This window comes from Paenibacillus zeisoli (genome assembly GCF_003994465.1).
Taxonomy (GTDB): Bacteria; Bacillota; Bacilli; order Paenibacillales; family Paenibacillaceae; genus Fontibacillus; species Fontibacillus zeisoli.
On the sequence record NZ_RZNX01000004.1, the window covers coordinates 115,818 to 131,881 of the forward strand.

The 16,064-nt window shown below is 50.0% G+C and carries 15 protein-coding genes; 13 read left to right on the plus strand and 2 right to left on the minus strand.

Translation table 11 applies throughout. The features are described 5' to 3' along the window. Positions 1–85 precede the first annotated feature (85 nt). The 5 genes from EJP77_RS11890 to EJP77_RS20910 all read left to right on the plus strand — a co-directional run bounded on the left by EJP77_RS11890 (position 86) and on the right by EJP77_RS20910 (position 3,584). Positions 86–1,318, plus strand: coding sequence for an MFS transporter (locus EJP77_RS11890; RefSeq protein ID WP_127199459.1), 1,233 nt, complete (start codon positions 86–88; stop codon positions 1,316–1,318). Positions 1,319–1,469: 151 nt separating this feature from the next. Next, positions 1,470–2,078 carry a restriction endonuclease gene (locus EJP77_RS11895; protein WP_127199624.1) on the plus strand — a complete coding sequence of 203 codons (609 nt, stop codon included), beginning with the start codon at positions 1,470–1,472 and terminating at the stop codon, positions 2,076–2,078. A 322-nt stretch (positions 2,079–2,400) separates the two neighbouring features. Next, positions 2,401–2,973: a GNAT family N-acetyltransferase gene (locus EJP77_RS11900; RefSeq protein WP_127199460.1), complete on the plus strand. Its 573-nt coding sequence runs from the start codon at positions 2,401–2,403 to the stop codon at positions 2,971–2,973. A gap of 112 nt (positions 2,974–3,085) precedes the next feature. Then, positions 3,086–3,286 carry a helix-turn-helix transcriptional regulator gene (locus EJP77_RS11905; RefSeq protein WP_127199461.1) on the plus strand — a complete coding sequence of 67 codons (201 nt, stop codon included), beginning with the start codon at positions 3,086–3,088 and terminating at the stop codon, positions 3,284–3,286. A gap of 4 nt (positions 3,287–3,290) precedes the next feature. Further along, positions 3,291–3,584 carry a hypothetical protein gene (locus EJP77_RS20910; protein WP_127199462.1) on the plus strand — a complete coding sequence of 98 codons (294 nt, stop codon included), beginning with the start codon at positions 3,291–3,293 and terminating at the stop codon, positions 3,582–3,584. A 225-nt stretch (positions 3,585–3,809) separates the two neighbouring features. Here the strand turns inward: EJP77_RS20910 and EJP77_RS11915 are convergent, their stop codons facing one another. After that, positions 3,810–5,939: a glycoside hydrolase family 52 protein gene (locus tag EJP77_RS11915; RefSeq protein WP_127199463.1), complete on the minus strand. Its 2,130-nt coding sequence runs from the start codon at positions 5,937–5,939 to the stop codon at positions 3,810–3,812. A gap of 148 nt (positions 5,940–6,087) precedes the next feature. Here EJP77_RS11915 and EJP77_RS11920 point away from each other — a divergent pair, with 148 nt between their 5' ends. The 6 genes from EJP77_RS11920 (at position 6,088) to EJP77_RS11945 (ending at position 12,980) form a co-directional block, all read left to right on the plus strand. Further along, on the plus strand, positions 6,088–6,981 hold the full coding sequence (locus EJP77_RS11920; RefSeq protein WP_127199464.1) for a helix-turn-helix domain-containing protein: 894 nt from the start codon (positions 6,088–6,090) through the stop codon (positions 6,979–6,981). A gap of 59 nt (positions 6,982–7,040) precedes the next feature. Next, positions 7,041–8,816, plus strand: coding sequence for a cache domain-containing sensor histidine kinase (locus EJP77_RS11925; protein ID WP_127199465.1), 1,776 nt, complete (start codon positions 7,041–7,043; stop codon positions 8,814–8,816). After that, a complete protein-coding gene (locus EJP77_RS11930) occupies positions 8,817–9,605 on the plus strand; it encodes a response regulator transcription factor (protein WP_127199466.1) in 789 nt (262 codons plus the stop codon). A 190-nt stretch (positions 9,606–9,795) separates the two neighbouring features. Next, the gene (locus EJP77_RS11935; protein ID WP_127199467.1) at positions 9,796–11,148 is read left to right on the plus strand and encodes an extracellular solute-binding protein; all 1,353 of its coding nucleotides are present in this window, start codon (positions 9,796–9,798) and stop codon (positions 11,146–11,148) included. Positions 11,149–11,195: 47 nt separating this feature from the next. After that, entirely contained in the window at positions 11,196–12,077 is an 882-nt protein-coding gene (locus EJP77_RS11940; RefSeq protein WP_127199468.1) for a carbohydrate ABC transporter permease, read from the plus strand. 18 nt (positions 12,078–12,095) lie between these two features. Next, the gene (locus EJP77_RS11945) at positions 12,096–12,980 is read left to right on the plus strand and encodes a carbohydrate ABC transporter permease (RefSeq protein ID WP_246021875.1); all 885 of its coding nucleotides are present in this window, start codon (positions 12,096–12,098) and stop codon (positions 12,978–12,980) included. A gap of 115 nt (positions 12,981–13,095) precedes the next feature. On the opposite strand, the gene EJP77_RS11950 is transcribed toward EJP77_RS11945, so the two are convergent. Then, positions 13,096–13,476 (minus strand): DUF1259 domain-containing protein, encoded by a 381-nt coding sequence (locus EJP77_RS11950; RefSeq protein ID WP_127199469.1) that lies wholly within the window; start codon positions 13,474–13,476, stop codon positions 13,096–13,098. 253 nt (positions 13,477–13,729) lie between these two features. On the opposite strand from EJP77_RS11950, the gene EJP77_RS11955 reads away from it, so the two are divergent. Together EJP77_RS11955 and EJP77_RS11960 are read left to right on the plus strand one after the other, a co-directional pair. Beyond that, entirely contained in the window at positions 13,730–14,341 is a 612-nt protein-coding gene (locus tag EJP77_RS11955) for a TetR/AcrR family transcriptional regulator (RefSeq protein WP_127199470.1), read from the plus strand. A gap of 175 nt (positions 14,342–14,516) precedes the next feature. Then, entirely contained in the window at positions 14,517–16,049 is a 1,533-nt protein-coding gene (locus EJP77_RS11960; protein WP_127199471.1) for a carboxypeptidase M32, read from the plus strand. Positions 16,050–16,064 lie beyond the last annotated feature (15 nt).

A 16,064-nucleotide genomic window follows, 5' to 3' on the forward strand; every position in this document is an offset into this window, starting at 1 on the left:
GACATGCGGCTCATGAACCCGTCCTCTTGACGCTAGTGATATGCTTGTGAGAGGTAGAGAGATCGCTAGATGAAGGAGAGACAACATGAATTTGACTGCAGAGCCCTTATTGGAACCGTCTCCGCAAAAGGAAAGATTTCCGCTATCCTTGTTATGTCTGACATTGGGCGCGTTTGCTATTGGCATGACCGAGTTTATCATTATGGGCCTTCTGCCCAATGTAGCTCATGACCTGAATGTGAGTATCCCGGCTGCCGGTCAGCTTATCACCAGCTATGCATTGGGTGTTGCTGTAGGAGCCCCACTGCTGACTGTACTGACACACCGGATGCCGCAGAAGAAACTGCTTGTGCTGCTGATGGGTATTTTCATTGCCGGTAACGCATTGTCTGTAGTCGCACCCAATTATATTCTCTTGATCGCCGCCCGGATTATGACGGCGTTGGCTCATGGGACTTTTCTTGGTGTGGGCTCATTGATAGCCTCGAGGCTGGTACGCCCCGATAAGCGGGCGGGTGCCGTATCTATGGTTCTGGCTGGGCTTACCGTAGCGAATATCATCGGTGTTCCTTTCGGAACTTTTATAGGACAGCAGCTGGGCTGGAGGTCTTCCTTCGGGGCTATTACCTTGCTAGGTTGTCTGTCACTGGTTGGAATCATACGGTTCATCCCGCACATCCGCCAGGATAAGCCAACAAGCCTGGTACAGGAATTCCGGAGCCTGGTGAATCCGCAGGTACTGCTGATGCTGCTTACGGGAGCATTTGGCTGTGCCAGCTTGTTCTCGATGTTCACTTATCTAACCCCGGCACTGGAGACCCTTAGCGGGTATAAGGAGCATGAGGTAACCTGGATTCTGGTCTTATTCGGTACAGGCGTTACCTTGGGCAACCTGCTTGGCGGCAAATTAGCGGACTGGAAGCTGATGCCTGCCATGATCGCTAACTTTGCGCTGCTGGGTGTGATCTTGGCTGTATTATCGGTTACGCTGAACGATGCAGTTCTTGCTATTATTACTGTGTTCATATGGGGAGTTGCGGCTTTCGGAATCATGCCGGGCCTTCAGGTCCGTATTCTGAATCTAGCCCATGATGCGCCCCTTCTTGCTTCAACTTCAAGCCACTCTGCCCTGAATTTGGGCAATGCTGGCGGGGCTTATTTGGGCGGACTGGTGATTACATATGCAGGCCTGCCTCACGTGCCGTGGCTCGCTTCTGTTCTCGCCCTGCTTGGCTGCGTGGGCGCATGCCTGAGCCTGTACATAGAGCGCCGCGAAAGCGGGACGTCTGGGCAGGCCCGAGGTGTTGGGCCGAGCTAACCGGCGCAAATGCAAGGTTAAGCTTGCAGGCCGCTTAAACTGCTCAATTTAAGAGAAACCGTAACGGGAGAACGCAGCCGACGGTTTCTTTTTATCTAAAGTCGTTATTGTTGAAGGGTTAATAGGAAGGGGGAGAGCCGTGTTCGGTTCGATGGAGTTGTATTTAGCTGCACTGCTTGCGTTGATGCTTGTTGTAATTGTGATCCGCATATGGCTGAAACGAAAAAGTATTTACACCCGCAAAGGGATCATAGACCCCATGAAAGTGAGTATTAAGGATATTGATCGGATGGAGGACGGTAAGGAGTTCGAAGAGTACTTGTACCGTTTGTTCCTGGCTCTTGGATATGAGGATGCCTACAAGACGGTCAGCAGCCGTGATTTTGGGGCGGATCTGGTCTTTACCGATCGGGATGGGGAACGAAATGTGATTCAGGCCAAGCGTTATGCGGAGTCGAATCCCGTAGGACTCAGTGCCGTTCAGGAGATCTACACCTCTATGAGATATTACGGAGCGAGCAAGTCCACCGTGATTGCTTCAAGCCGGTATACCGAGGCTTGCGAGATCCTGGCCAGCTGCAATGGGGTTAGATTAATAGACCGATCCGAGCTTATCGATATGATCGATCTGTTCAAATCCAGCCAGCATACGCAGGTGATGGATCTGATTGAGGAGGAACCGGAGCTGATTCTAGATATGGACGAGGAGGACTCCGGCAAGGCCAAGAAGATTAGGCTGTCCAGCAGAAAAAGAGACTGAGAGACTAAGCTGGTCTGCGTACTGGGTTCTGCGTACTGCGTTATGCGGACGATCAATCGGGTACACCTTGGATCGGGAGTAGGGGAGCCAGGAAGAGAAAGTTGCAGTGTGAAGTAGCAACTAAGATGGAGTACCATTAAGCGCGGAGTACCTAAGGGGACTTGCGCTTTTTTTGGTTTGGACAGGGACTAAGGCATGGCGGGTACAAGGATTCTGTTCCCAGTTGAAGAACTAGTTAGAATGGATGAATTAGACAAGATTGGAAGCAGTGTGGCTGGGAATAACGAGTAGAATAAGAATTAGAACGAAAAGAGGGATGGAAATGAATATGGAAGCCCTGTTCGGAGTGTTCCCTGAGCTTCTGTCTGATCGGGTGCAGCTGGCCAAGGTGGAAGAGAAACATTTGGAGGAGCTGTTCGAGATCTATAGCAACGACCGGGTGTTTGATTACTGCGGAATTATACCGAAGCACAACAAGGATACCGTGAAGAAAATGATTCCGCATTTCGAGAGAGATTATTTGAAGAAGTCCATAATTAAATGGGGCATCTTCAGCAGTGAGGACAATGGCAGACTGGTTGGCATTGCGGAAGCCTTTAACTTTAATCAGAAGGTGAACATGGTTACGATGGGATATTTTCTGGGGGATTCTTATTGGGGTAAAGGACTGGCTGCCGAAACGGTGAGGCTCCTTACACGCTTCCTGTTCGAGAAAGCCGAGGTGAACCGGATACAGGCGGAAGTGATGCCAGCCAACGATGCATCCAAGAAGGTGCTGTTAAAGAACGGTTATGTGTACGAAGGGACCCTGCGGCAGGCTTCCCTATGGGCGGGCAAGGGCATCGTGGATCTGGAGATGTACAGTCAGCTTAAGGGTGAGTACAAGATTGGGTAGGCGGAAGAGTTCCTTGCTGTTCCAAGGGACTCTTCTTAAATTACAAACCAGTTGTAAGAAATAGTTTACAAAATATATGAAATATTTTACAATAATGGTAGAGGTGGTTCTGTTGTTATCCAATAAATTAGTGGTGTTCCGTGCAGAAAAGGGATGGACTCAAGAACAACTTGCCAATCGAGTTGGAGTCAGTCGTCAAACCATTGCTACCCTTGAGAAGAACAAATATAATCCTTCCCTAATTCTCGCTTTTAAAATTTCAAATGCATTTGAGAAGCCGTTAACCGAAGTTTTTGATTATGGGGAGGAGTGATAGTATGTTATGGTTAAAAGTTGCATTCATTGTTGTGGTATTTGTTTGTCAGATGTATGTGATTAGATTCCAGTCAAGCGGGGAAGGAAAAGATGAAAGAGGTAGGGAGATTCAATATAAAACTAATAGCACTCTGTATAATGTTATGTATTTAGGCATTATTATGTTGATTGTTTTAAATTTATTAGATATTGTTTCGACCAAATATTTACCCGATATATTGTTATATTTATTTCTAACGTTAAGCGTTTTTGGTGGGGTATTCACATACATTAACAAGACCCAAAGGAATTACTGAGTTAGAATAAACTGATTAACTTGCTTAGAAGCAATAAGCAATAATCTACACGGAAGCCGCTAATAGCAAAGACAGTAAGCCTCCAATACGGAGACTGACTGTCTTTCTTTGTGCGGAATGGACTCATTTAATTGTGAACCACGATTCTTGTGTCTTGTAATAAGTAAGGTATCTAAATTCCGGTATCCATCATCATGTGGAGGCTGCTAAATTGTCCCGGAAGCCCTACACGTTCTCCGCCGCAGCTTCGTCCAGCCACAGGATCGCGGTAACGCCGCGCGGGTAATAACGGCTGCCGCAGACCGAGCCGGCCATCATCTGGTCGCTCCAACTCCAGAACGCATTCTCCTCTCTGGTCAGCCAATCCACATGAGCCGCATCGGCCGCGTGCTCCTGCACTCCCTGCTTCAGACCAAGTATGCGGCGGGCCACGAACTGGCATAGATAAATTTTGCTCAGCCATGAGTTATCACTGGTGGAGGAGAGCTTCCAGCCACCGTCCGGGAACAGGCAGATGCCTGGCTGAAGCACGGCATCGAAGTGACGCTTCAGAGCAGATACATACTCCCCGAAGCGCCCGCTTGGATCCAAGGCTTCTTCACAGCCGGTGAATAACGGGAACACCAGTCCTTCGATAGCAGGGATAATCCGGGAATCGTTGCCCTCTCCAATCACGGCTGGGATATAACCCTCCGCGGTGGAATGAGCTGTAAGGGTCCGCGCGCAGCGCTCGGCCTGATCTCCAGCCAGGCTCTTCATGTCCTCCAGGCCCTTCTCTGCAAAAATCCGCTCCATAGCCACATAAGCCGCCCAGCATTTACCCGCCAGATAAATATTGCCCCGCGCCTGGCCGAGCGAGATGTCGAGGCTGTCGTAAGTGGTAATCTCGGCGCCCCCCATGGTCCGCGAGCTGTCGAGTCCCATCAGGCCGCTGCGCTTGGCAGGATCGGGATGATCCCGGTTCACCAAGCTGATCAGACACTGCTGCAGCAGGTCCAAGTTATGCTCCAGCCATCTCTGATCACCGGTCTGATGCACGTATACCGAGGCAGTCAGCACCCAATTGACCAACTGTTCCTGTGTCATATGGGAGAAGCAGTCCGTGATGGCATGCTGTTCATATGCCGAGTAGCCTGGTCGTGAGAAGGAATTGGCCACCCCCATATCATGGGTGAAGCTTACCCCGCCGGGGTATTCGGTCTCGTCGCCGGGAAAGCGCACCGTATCCTCATACTTGTAACGGGAGGTGAACAGGTCCAGTTCATTTCGAACGGTCCAGGGGTTCATTTTAAGCTCAAAAAACAGCTGGTCTACCGTCAAATCGAACGTATTCATCATCCGGTATTCACCTTCGTTCACAATCCACAGCGGCTTGTCTTCGCTGATCAGCAGCTCGGTGCTGCCATAATAGCTGCGGATGGCATGAGCGAGCATGAACTTCTGATTGTCCGACAGCGGAGAGGAAGCGATCAGATCGTCATTTCTATGGCTAACCTCAACCTTGCGGTCGAAATGCTTCAGTGCGTAAGACGCTACCTCCTCAATATTGGCGTAATAGCGGGTATACAGGTATGCCGCATCCAGACCCGTGGTTACATAATCCCCTCGGTAAAAGCACAAGGCGAAGCGGTAAGTCTCCCGTCTGCCAGCAGGGACATCCATAAGCAGGGCCCCGACAGGCCCGAGTCCAAATCTCAAATTCTCCAGCACCTTGGGCTGCAAAATATTCTCGATCGTGAAATGCCCCGCACTGTAGACACGCGGATCATCTGAGGCAATGGCCGTATGGCGTCCTTGTCCGACACCGCACAGTCTGCCATCCGTAGTCTCTTCCAGTCTCCGTATAGCCGTATATGGATCAGTGCCCTGAAAGCCGAAGTAAGCCCGGCGGGTTGAGGTACCTTCCGTGTTATCTATAGTAATCTCGGCAAGCACTGCCGGCAGCAGAGCGAACCTCAGCTCTTCCTCATCTGCGGACTGCGGCTCCGGTACGGAATCGAATGGGGAATAGAGGCGAAATGTCAGATCACCAGCTTCCCATGTATCGGTGGCCGCTCCGAATGTCCGGCGGATCTCTTCAGGTGAAAAGGGGCTGATCATGGAAGCTGCCGGCTCTTCGGCTGTCTCGCCAGTCCCGGCTGTGTACCTCGTCGATTCGTCCCCGGCCTGATTATAGAAAGGCAGCGCCTGGAAGGTGTCCCCGTCCAGCTCTTGCAGACCGAGATATACGTTCTGTTCGGGAGGTCTCCCGAACTCCAGGTCAAAGCCCCCGCTGCGCCCCGGGAATCCTAACGTAAAGCTTGCAAATGCACCAACGGGAGCGTGGTGGGCATTGAAAAATATTTTTTTATCCAATTTAACTGCCTCCTATCCTTTACCGATTGGAATGTGATATCTTCATACTAACAAGGAATTAAAGCGCTTCCCATGTCCAGAGTTGGATGTTATTTACCCAAATTCAGCAGGTGAGTGGATCAGATATCATAACTTTAGGAGGGGTGTAATGGACGCGAGATCAGAGTTTGAAATCAAGGAAGTCATGCTGCCGGATATGGAATCGACCTTCCGGATCTTTGCCGCCCACTGGCGCAAGGTAACCCCGGAATGGACCTATCCCCAGCACACACATCCGCTATTTGAAATTAATCTGCTGCTGGAAGGGAAGCAGGAGATGGTGATCAATGGGAAGAGCTATGTGCAGAATCCAGGGGATATCATGCTGCTGAAGCCGGAAGACGCACATGAGAGCCGCAATGCTGGAGCTGGGGTGATGACGTACTACTGCATTCATTTCGATTCCGACGAGCGTGCACTGAGGGAACTGCTCCTTCAGGGGGAGCAGCGCTGCTACTCGCAGGGAAGTCCACTCGCGCTGGCCATCCGGCCAAGTCTGGATAAGCTGATCTCTCTGGCCTTGCACGAGGATGAATGGAAGCTTCAGACGAAGATGATGACACTTTCTGCGGTATTTGAACTCTTCGGAGCCATAACCGGCTGTCTGTCCGAACAGACAGGCCCGTCACTTGCGAACACACGCGCTTCCCGTATTGCAGAGACGATTGCGGCAAGCCTTGAGCGTGTGGTGCTCGAAAGAGCGGAAGGGAAGCTTCAGATGGATGAGGATTCCGGAGAGACGGTCCAATCCGTAATAATGGGTCTCGGATACAGTGCTTCCGCTTGTGCCCGGATGTTTCAAGGCGTGTACGGCATATCCCCGCGCCAGTACTTATCCCAGCTTAAGCTTAAGAAGGCCAAGCTGCTGCTGATGCAGCCTGAGCTGTCCGTGGAGAGAGTATCCCGTCTGCTTGGATACGGGGATATTGCCCATTTCAGCCGCCAGTTCAAACGCTGGACCGGGGAACCGCCCGGCAAGTTCAGAGCGCGTAATCACATCTAAGAATCCAGAGTATCCACCGTATAGAACAGCTTCATCAAATAGAGGGAGAGGCATAGCAGATGCGGAGTCTTCAAAGATTCAATACCCTGCGTAATCAGATTTTTATCGGGTTTTTCCTGGTGATGGTGGTCATCTTCAGTGTGGCTGGTTTCTTCATCTTTGACAAAGTGTCTACACTGCTGAAGAACAATGCCGAGAAGCATATTCAGCAGACTGCTGTTCAGGCGAGCGGTCGGCTTGATGCCCTGATGACCCAGATTGACAGCATGACGGCCCAGGTAGCCGGGCATCCCTTCGTCCAGAAGCTGCTTCTGAACAAAGTGAATGGTCAGGACATCACGTTCAATCAAAGGCAGTCACTGCTCCAGATCGCGGGGAGCTATCAAGCGTACACCCCCGGAATTGAAGCGCTGGAGCTCTATACCAATGACGGAAAGCAGGTGTTCCCGATTCGGGAAGGAAGCCTGGACGGAAGGCTCAATCCCAGGTACATCCATGAGGCTGATGTGCAAAAGGGCCGACTGGTCTGGATCGGAATCGATCCGGATAATGCCCAGTCGGTACTGGCGATCCGCCGGGTCAACCTGTTCGATCGCTGGTTCTCTCCGGGTGGTTATCTGATCGCCCGTATCCAGCGGGGCTACTTCCAGCTTAATGACCCGGCCGCTGGGGGCGGAAATGGGGAATCGATTCTGCTGGCTAATGACCAGGGACAGCTGCTCGGAATTGGAAATGTCTCGTCGGGACTAGACCTATCCCAGCTTCTGGTCAATAAGGAGCAGACGGTCATGTTTCAGGGCAAGGAATATGTGATGGTCAAGCAGTACTCGGAATCGGCCAACTGGACACTCATCATCCTCACCCCGGTTAGTTATGTCACCAAGGGAATTTCGGTCCTGCGAACCGTACTGCTTGTCTCGGGAGGGCTCGCTGTTCTGGGCTTCCTCATCCTGTCCTTCATCCTGTCCACTATGCTTACCAGACCTATCATTCATCTTATTCGGGCCATGCGCAGATCCAGGCTGGGTGTGCTGACGCCGAGTCCTGAGCCGGTCTCCACGATGGAGCTGCGGGAACTGAATCATTCCTATAACGAAATGGTCTATCATATCAATGAATTGATACGGGCTGTATATGAGAAAGAAATGCTGCAGAGCAAGGCGGAGCTCAAAGCGCTGCAGGCGCAGATTAATCCGCATTTCCTATTCAACACGCTTGAAGCATTCAACTGGTCACTGGAGGACAAGGGGGAAGAGGAGCTCGCGGGCTTGGTCGTTGCGATGTCCAGACTGTTCCGGTACAACATCAGCAGCTCGCAGAGCAGTGAATGGGTGACGATACAGGAGGAGCTGGATCAGGTGGAACGCTATCTGAAAATTATCCGTATGAGGCTCGGGGAGAGATTAACCTGGCACATCCATCTCTCTCCCGAAGCGGCATTTGTGCCCATTCCAAAGCTGCTGATCCAGCCCCTCGTTGAGAATTCGATCCGCTATGGGGTGGAGAACAAGCTTGGGTGTGGCACCGTGACCGTAAGCGTAAGTTTGTCTGTGAATCCCGGAGAAATCTTAATCTGCGTAGAGGATAATGGCTCCGGGATGGATGACGAGACGCTGTCTTCCCTGCGGCAGGGATTGGCAGAAGGCAACTCTTTTGTATCCAAGAGCACAGGGGTTGGACTTGTGAATGTACAGCAGCGGCTGAAGCTTTATTATGGACCGGAGCGCGCTAGCGACAAGGGGCTGAGGATCGATAGCCAGCTACATCAGGGGACCCGGGTGTATTTCGAGATCCCGGATGAACATGATCTGACAGGAAGCGGAGGGAATGAATAATTGCGAACCATATTGATTGTGGATGATGAACCGAGAACACGGCTTGGCATCAAGAAAGCTCTGGATATATGGGCAGCCGGGAATTACCGGATCGAGTGCGTAGATAGCGGGGTCCAGGCACTCGAATGGCTCTCCCGGGAGACGGCCCACCTGCTCATTACCGATGTCTGTATGCCGGAGGTCAGCGGCCTCGATCTGATCCATGCGCTGAGAGATCATCAGATGAAACCCGTGGCTATCGTGATATCGGGACATGCTGAATTTGAATATGTTCAGACTGCGCTTCGTTATGGAGCGGTCAATTATCTGCTGAAGCCGATTGAGAAGCAGGAGCTGCTGGAGGTGGTTACGCAGGCGCTCAAGCAGGAGGAAGACAGACACCGGATCGAGAGAATGGAGAAGCTGGTCGATCCGAAGCTGCTTGCGCTTGAAGATCAGAATGTGAGACTTTGCCAGCAGGTGAAAGAGGCAGCGGAGTACATCGAGAACCATCTGGATGAGCCCCTGACTCTGGCATTTCTTGCCGAACGCCTGCATATGAACGCCAGCTATTTCAGTGTGCTGTTCAAGGAACAGATGGGAATCCCGTTCACGGAATATTTAACACGCAGACGCATACAGCGGGCTAAGGAACTGCTGCTCCAGACCCGGCTTCCGGTTGGCGAAATCTCAGAGCGCGTGGGTTACCAGACAGATAAATATTTTATTAAAGTATTTAAGCAGCAGGAGAAGTTAAGCCCCAGCCGTTACAGACAGGAGATCAGCGGTAATTCCGGCTCAATTCATTAAGTCTCCTCAGGTTCAAGTCGCCTTGGCGAGATGTGTGTATACGGCCTCGCGCGAAACTCCTCTTCTCAGATGATCCAATCAAAGTGGAATTATTCCTAATCATAGTGCCCTTATTGGAGGAGACGCCCTTTGCTACAATCAAATTGTTAGCGGTTACATACACGGCGATAATCAATGAGGAGGTCTATTCATGTTCAAAAAGATGACGATGTCCAGCCTGCTTCTGGCCTTAACCATGATGCTGCTCCTATCGGGCTGCGGAGGAGGTTCCAAAGCGAATAACGGGACTGCGGACGCTGGTTCCAATGCAAGCTCAGGCGCAAATGGGGCTGGGGACAAGCAGGTTACCCTGAAGATGATGCATCTATGGCCGGCGGGTAGCTCCGCTCAGCAGAATAAGCTCGTGACCCAGATCATTGATCAATACCAGAAGGATCATCCGAATGTCACCATCAAGACGGAGATCATGGAGAATGAACAGTATAAGAACAAACTCAAAGTTTTGTCGGCCTCCAATGAGCTGCCAGATGTCGGAATTACGTGGGCCGCAGGATTCCTGGAACCTTATGTAAAAGGGAACCTGTTCGCTCCATTGGATGACATCTTGGGCGGAGGCCAGCTCAAGGATAAATTCGTACCGGGTACTGCCGAAGCCTACGCCATTAATGGCAAGACCTATGCGCTTCCGATTGAACTGAATATTACGCCAATCTATTACAACAAAGAAATATTTGCGAAAAATAATCTGCAGGTTCCTACTACCTACGAACAATTCAAGCAAGCGGTAGATACCCTGGCCAAAGCCGGAGTTGAACCGATTGCGCTTGGCAACAAGGACAGATGGACCGGCTCCTTGTGGTATATGTATCTGGCTGACCGGATCGCTGGCAGCGAGACGCTAAAGAAAGCGATGGATGGATCAGGCAGCTTTGAAGATCCAGGTCTGATTCAGGCAGCTACCGAAGTGCAGAATCTGGTCGGTATGAATGCTTTTAACAAAGGCTTTAACGGGCTCTCCAACGACGAAGGTAAGTCTGAATTCATGAATGGGAAAGCCGCCATGTACCTGATGGGAACATGGGAGATTCCGAACTTCACGACGAACCCGGATATTCCTCAGGATTTCAAGGATAAAGTAGGCTTCTTCAAATTTCCGACTGTGGATGGCGGCAAAGGGAACGTGGACAGCTGGGTTGGCGGACCTGGAGTAGGCTTATTCGTAGCCGAGAATTCCAAGGTCAAAGAGGAAGCCAAGAAGTTCGTAGAATACTTCGTTGCCAAATGGGGTGAGCAGTCCGTGAAGGATGCAGGCGTTATCCCGGCCACTAAGGTGGACACGGCCAATATGAAGCTGCCTCAGATGTATGTCGATCTGCTTGGGGAGCTGAACAAAGCAAGCAATATCACTTTATTCGCAGATGTACAGCTGAAGCCCGATGCTGCCCAGACACATTTGGACATGATTCAGGCCTTGTTCGGCAAAGCAGTCACTCCTGAAGAGTTCGCGAAGAAGCATCAAGAGGCGGTGCAGGCGGGCAAATAGCCCGTCCTTGCTCAGGCCGAGTCCAGTATGAAAGAAGTGAATGCCTAATGGATAAAGTGATATCGAACAAGCGGGTGATTGCCCTGTATGTGGTGCCATCGCTGCTGCTTCTCCTCGGGATTGTCTATATTCCTATCATTCTGACCGGCTACTATGGTCTTAATAAATGGGATGGAATCAGTCCGATGATCTTCATTGGCCTGGATAACTATCAAGCGTTGATCAAGGATTCAGCATTCTGGCAGAGTGCCTATCATTCCCTGCTTCTGGCCGTGTTCTCAGGTCTCAGCCTGATCGGTTATCTAGGAATTGCCCTGGTCCTGTCCGGGAAGATCAAGGCAGCTAACCTTCTGCGCAAAATCTACTTGATTCCTATGCTGCTCTCCTCCGTGGCAATTGCCCAGCTCTGGATCAAAATCTATCATCCGAGTAACGGCGTTCTAAATGCCTTTCTTAGCTCACTCGGAGTCAGTGACCCGCCGTCCTGGCTAGCCGATCCCAAGATTGTATTGTTCTCTCTGTTCGTGCCTATTGTATGGCAGTATGCGGGCTTCTACATTCTCATCTATTATGCCGGGCTCAAGAATATCCCGGAATCGCTGATGGAAGCTGCCCGCATAGACGGGGCCAGCAGCTGGCAGATTGCCACGCGGATCAAGCTTCCGCTCGTCACGGAAATTATTAAAGTAACCATCGTATTATCCATCGTCGGCTCCTTGAAATATTTTGACCTGATCTATGTCATGACGGATGGAGGGCCAAATGGAGCCAGTGAAGTCATGGCTTCGTACATGTACCACAAAGCATTTCGCAGTTTTGACTTCGGCTACGGCAGTGCTATCGGCTTTTTCCTGCTCCTGATCTGTCTGATTGCGACGTTCCTGATCCGGAAGGCCACGGCCTCCAAGGACACGGTTCAATTTCATTAAGAAAGGAGAAGGATATCTGTGAAGACGGAAGCAATGCCTGCATATCCGCTCGGAACTTCCGGTGCTGTTCAGCAGACCTTACGCAGAACCGGAACCCTGCTCATGTATCTCGTGCTTATGCTTGTAGCGGTGCTGCAGATTCTGCCGCTGGTGTGGCTGATCCTGTTCTCACTGAAGAACAATCAGGAAGTATTGGGCGAGCCCCCGTTCTCGATTCCGCTGCATCCGCATTGGGATAACTATGTCAATGTATGGACGAGCGGGAATATCGGAGTGTATTTCCTCAATAGTGTGTGGATAACCGCCTGTGCTCTAGCTTTGACGGTATTACTTGCCAGCTTTGTAACTTATGCAGTTACCCGAATGAAGTGGAGAGGACGTTCATTTGTACTAGGATTGTTCATGGTCGGACTCATGATTCCGGTTCATTCCACCTTGATTCCACTGTTCAGCACATTCCAGAAGCTGCATTTAATCGATAATCCCTTATCGCTGATTCTCTCTTACACGGCCTTTAATCTGCCGACGACCATTATGGTCCTGCTGGGCTTCTACTATGCTCTGCCGAAGGAGGTCGAGGAGGCTGCGATTATGGACGGCTGCTCGGTCAACCGGATGTTCCTCAGAATCATCCTGCCGATGACCTCATCCGTCCTGGCTACCACGGGAATTATTAATATGATCTATAACTGGAACGAATTTATCTTCGTGAATACCTTTATCAGCTCAGATGTATACAAGACGCTAACCGTCGGGGTACAGAACTTCATCGGTCAATATACAACCGATTGGGGAGCGATCGGGGCCACGCTGATGATCAGCATTCTGCCGATTCTGCTCGCGTTCCTGCTGCTGAGTGACCGGATCGTGGAAGGGATATCCGCGGGATCGGTGAAGGGTTAGCCATATTAATAGACATTGAAAAGAACTGGCGTCCGGGGAACTCCCGGCGCCAGTTTGTTCTTATTTACGCTGTGCCCTACTTCCGCCTTCATATAGTACCATTCTTGTGCAGGTACTATTTAAGACACTTTAGAATGGACTCTAATTTTCTGGCGAATACAATTGGATTTTCCACGGACTCAACATGTACATACATCAGCTTAGGTTTATCAAATAGCCAGTGATTGTGTACAGCTGTAACTTTCAAGTGTAATTTCACGGCCTTGCGAACGAATGACTGAACTTCCTTCTGTAACAAGGTAATTTCAGCGGTATTCAGAGATTTTCCATTCTTTAATGACTGAATCACGATTTCGTGCTCAGTGTCATATTTTTTGCCCAAAATTCTCGCATTAAGATTACGTTTAACTGTAATTGAACATTGGTTATTCTCATGCTGTCCTTTTCCACCTAAAATGCGCGCTAGACGTCGGCAAAGATCTTCGCTAATCCCCATATCGTTCATCCTCTCTATGTTAAGAAGCAATACATAATACTCACAATAATTCGATAGAGTGCTAGATATTTGTCATTCTAGTTAATTTGTTCAGTAATTAAGCGTAGTCTATAAGCTGTATTGTTCCTAAGAGGGATCTAAGTAGAATGTAAGGGGGGTTATGCAATACCACGTTTGTACACTCAGGAAATATATGCTAAATTTGAACTCGAGACGCAAGGAACGGTTCAAGACCTGAAGGAGGTGGCTGCATTTGGCGCCGGTCGTGTCGGAAGATTATAAAATGCGGAAAAAGCAGGAAATCCTGTCCAGCGCACTGATCTGCTTTGCCAAGAAAGGCTACCAGCAGGCTACGATGGATGATATCGTGGAGCAATCCGGGTTCAGTAAAGGGGCAATCTATAATTATTTCAGATCCAAGGATGAGATTTATTTCGAAGCCGTGAATGAGAATACGTCCAGCCTTCAAGGGGTGGTCAAGGAGCAGCTTAAGCAGCTGCCCGCTTCCATAGATAGAGTGTCATTCCTGTTCGATACCTACCTCAGTAATAATCATGAGGATCAAACCGAGAGGGCCCTGTTTCAGGTGTATTATGAATTTCGGCTGCAGTCCAGCCGTGATGAGAAGATTGCCAGCTTTCTGAAGAAGCGGAGACAGGATTTATTCATTAATCTGATCCGGGATATTGTGACGGATGGACAAAGCCGAGGAGAGATTCGGGCTGATCTCGATGCAGATATTCTGGCACATACATTCTGGGGGCTGATTGACGGGGCATCCATCTGTGTGGTGACAGACCCGGATTATCCTTATAAGGCAGCACTAACCCAAATGAAGCAGATGTTTCTGGACTATTTAAGTTGAGTATAAATAACGTGCACGAGCCTAATTCCGGACTTTCCAGGATTAGGCTTTTTTGCGTGGAAAGAGGCTGGATTTAGTTTGAAAGCAGGAAAAAAATGTGCTTAAATAAAATAGACTATTCAGTCGATTTTTTCAGGCGCGAATAAAACATATTTTCTTATGGGAGGCTTATCTTATGGAATCACAAACTCTCGACCCTAAGATTCAGTTGGCATTGGAACAATATAAAGCTCTGGAAGAGAAGATTGCTCACTTCGTCATGATCGGGGGGCTGCTTGAATGGGATCAGAAGGTAACCGCCCCGAAGAAGGGAAGAGCCATCTTCGCGAAAGCAATCGGCACCTTCAGAACAGAGGAATTCAAATTATCCATCTCCGAGGAGATGGGTGAACTTCTACATATCTTATCCGCAGAAGACGTGTATGAACAGCTGGACGAAATTACGCAGGCGCAGATCCGCGAACGCTCAGAGGAATACAACCGCTCCAAGAAGATTCCCGCAGAGATGTACCGCGACTATGTGGTCCTTACCGCTAAGGCGAACGATGCCTGGGAAGAGGCAAGAGAGACGAATCAGTTCGGCGTGTTCCAGCCTTATCTGGAGAAGATTGTTGACTATAACCGAAAAGTCGCTGAGATTTACGGATATGAACAGCATCCCTATGATGCGCTGCTTCATCAATATGAGCCTGGCCTTAGTGTGGCCGTGCTTGACCCGTTGTTCGCCAAGCTAAGAGAGACGAGTGTTGCCCTGCTTGAGAAGATTAAGAAGTCTGGCAATAAACCGTCTACAGAGATTTTTGAGCAGGATTACGATGTGGAGCAGCAGAAGAAATTCAATACTTACTTCCTGCCTATCATTGGCTTCGATATGCAGGCCGGCCGGCTTGATGAGACCGTTCATCCGTTCGCTCAGACGATGAATACCGGGGACGTCCGGCTAACGACAAGATACGTGGAGAACAACGTGCGCTCGGCGGTATTTGGAACCATACATGAAGCTGGGCACGGTATTTATGAGCAAAATATTGATCCGCGGCTTGAAGGAACGGCCCTGTCTACAGGTGTATCCTTTGGAATTCATGAGTCCCAGTCCCGGTTCCTGGAGAATATGGTCGGCCGCAGCGAGCAGTTCTGGACGTTGTTCTATCCGAAGATTCAGGAATACTTCCCGCAGCAGCTGGGACACGTAAGTCAGCAGGATTTCTACAGAGCCGTGAACACAGTACAGCCTACGATGATTCGAGTGGAAGCGGATGAGCTGACCTATAACCTTCATATTATGATCCGTTATGAGATTGAGAAGGCGGTTATCGGCGGAGAGATTGAAGTCAAGGACCTGCCCGCGGTCTGGAATCAGAAGATGCATGAGTATCTGGGCATCACCCCGGCTACGGATACGGAGGGCGTACTGCAGGATGTTCACTGGTCCTTTGGCGGATTCGGCTATTTCCCATCTTATTCTCTCGGCAATCTGTACGCAGCGCAGCTGCTGAACACGATTGTACGCGAACTTCCAGATTTCTACTCCAATATTGAAGCGGGTAACTTTGCGGCTATTCAAGCTTGGCTGAAAGAGAACGTTCATCAGTACGGTAAGCTGTACACACCGGAGCAATTAATCCGTAAAGTTACGGGTGAGGATTTGAAGGCGGATTATCTGGTCCATTATTTAGAAGAGAAGTACAGCCGGATTTACAGTCTGTAGCTGGCAAAGGGCCGT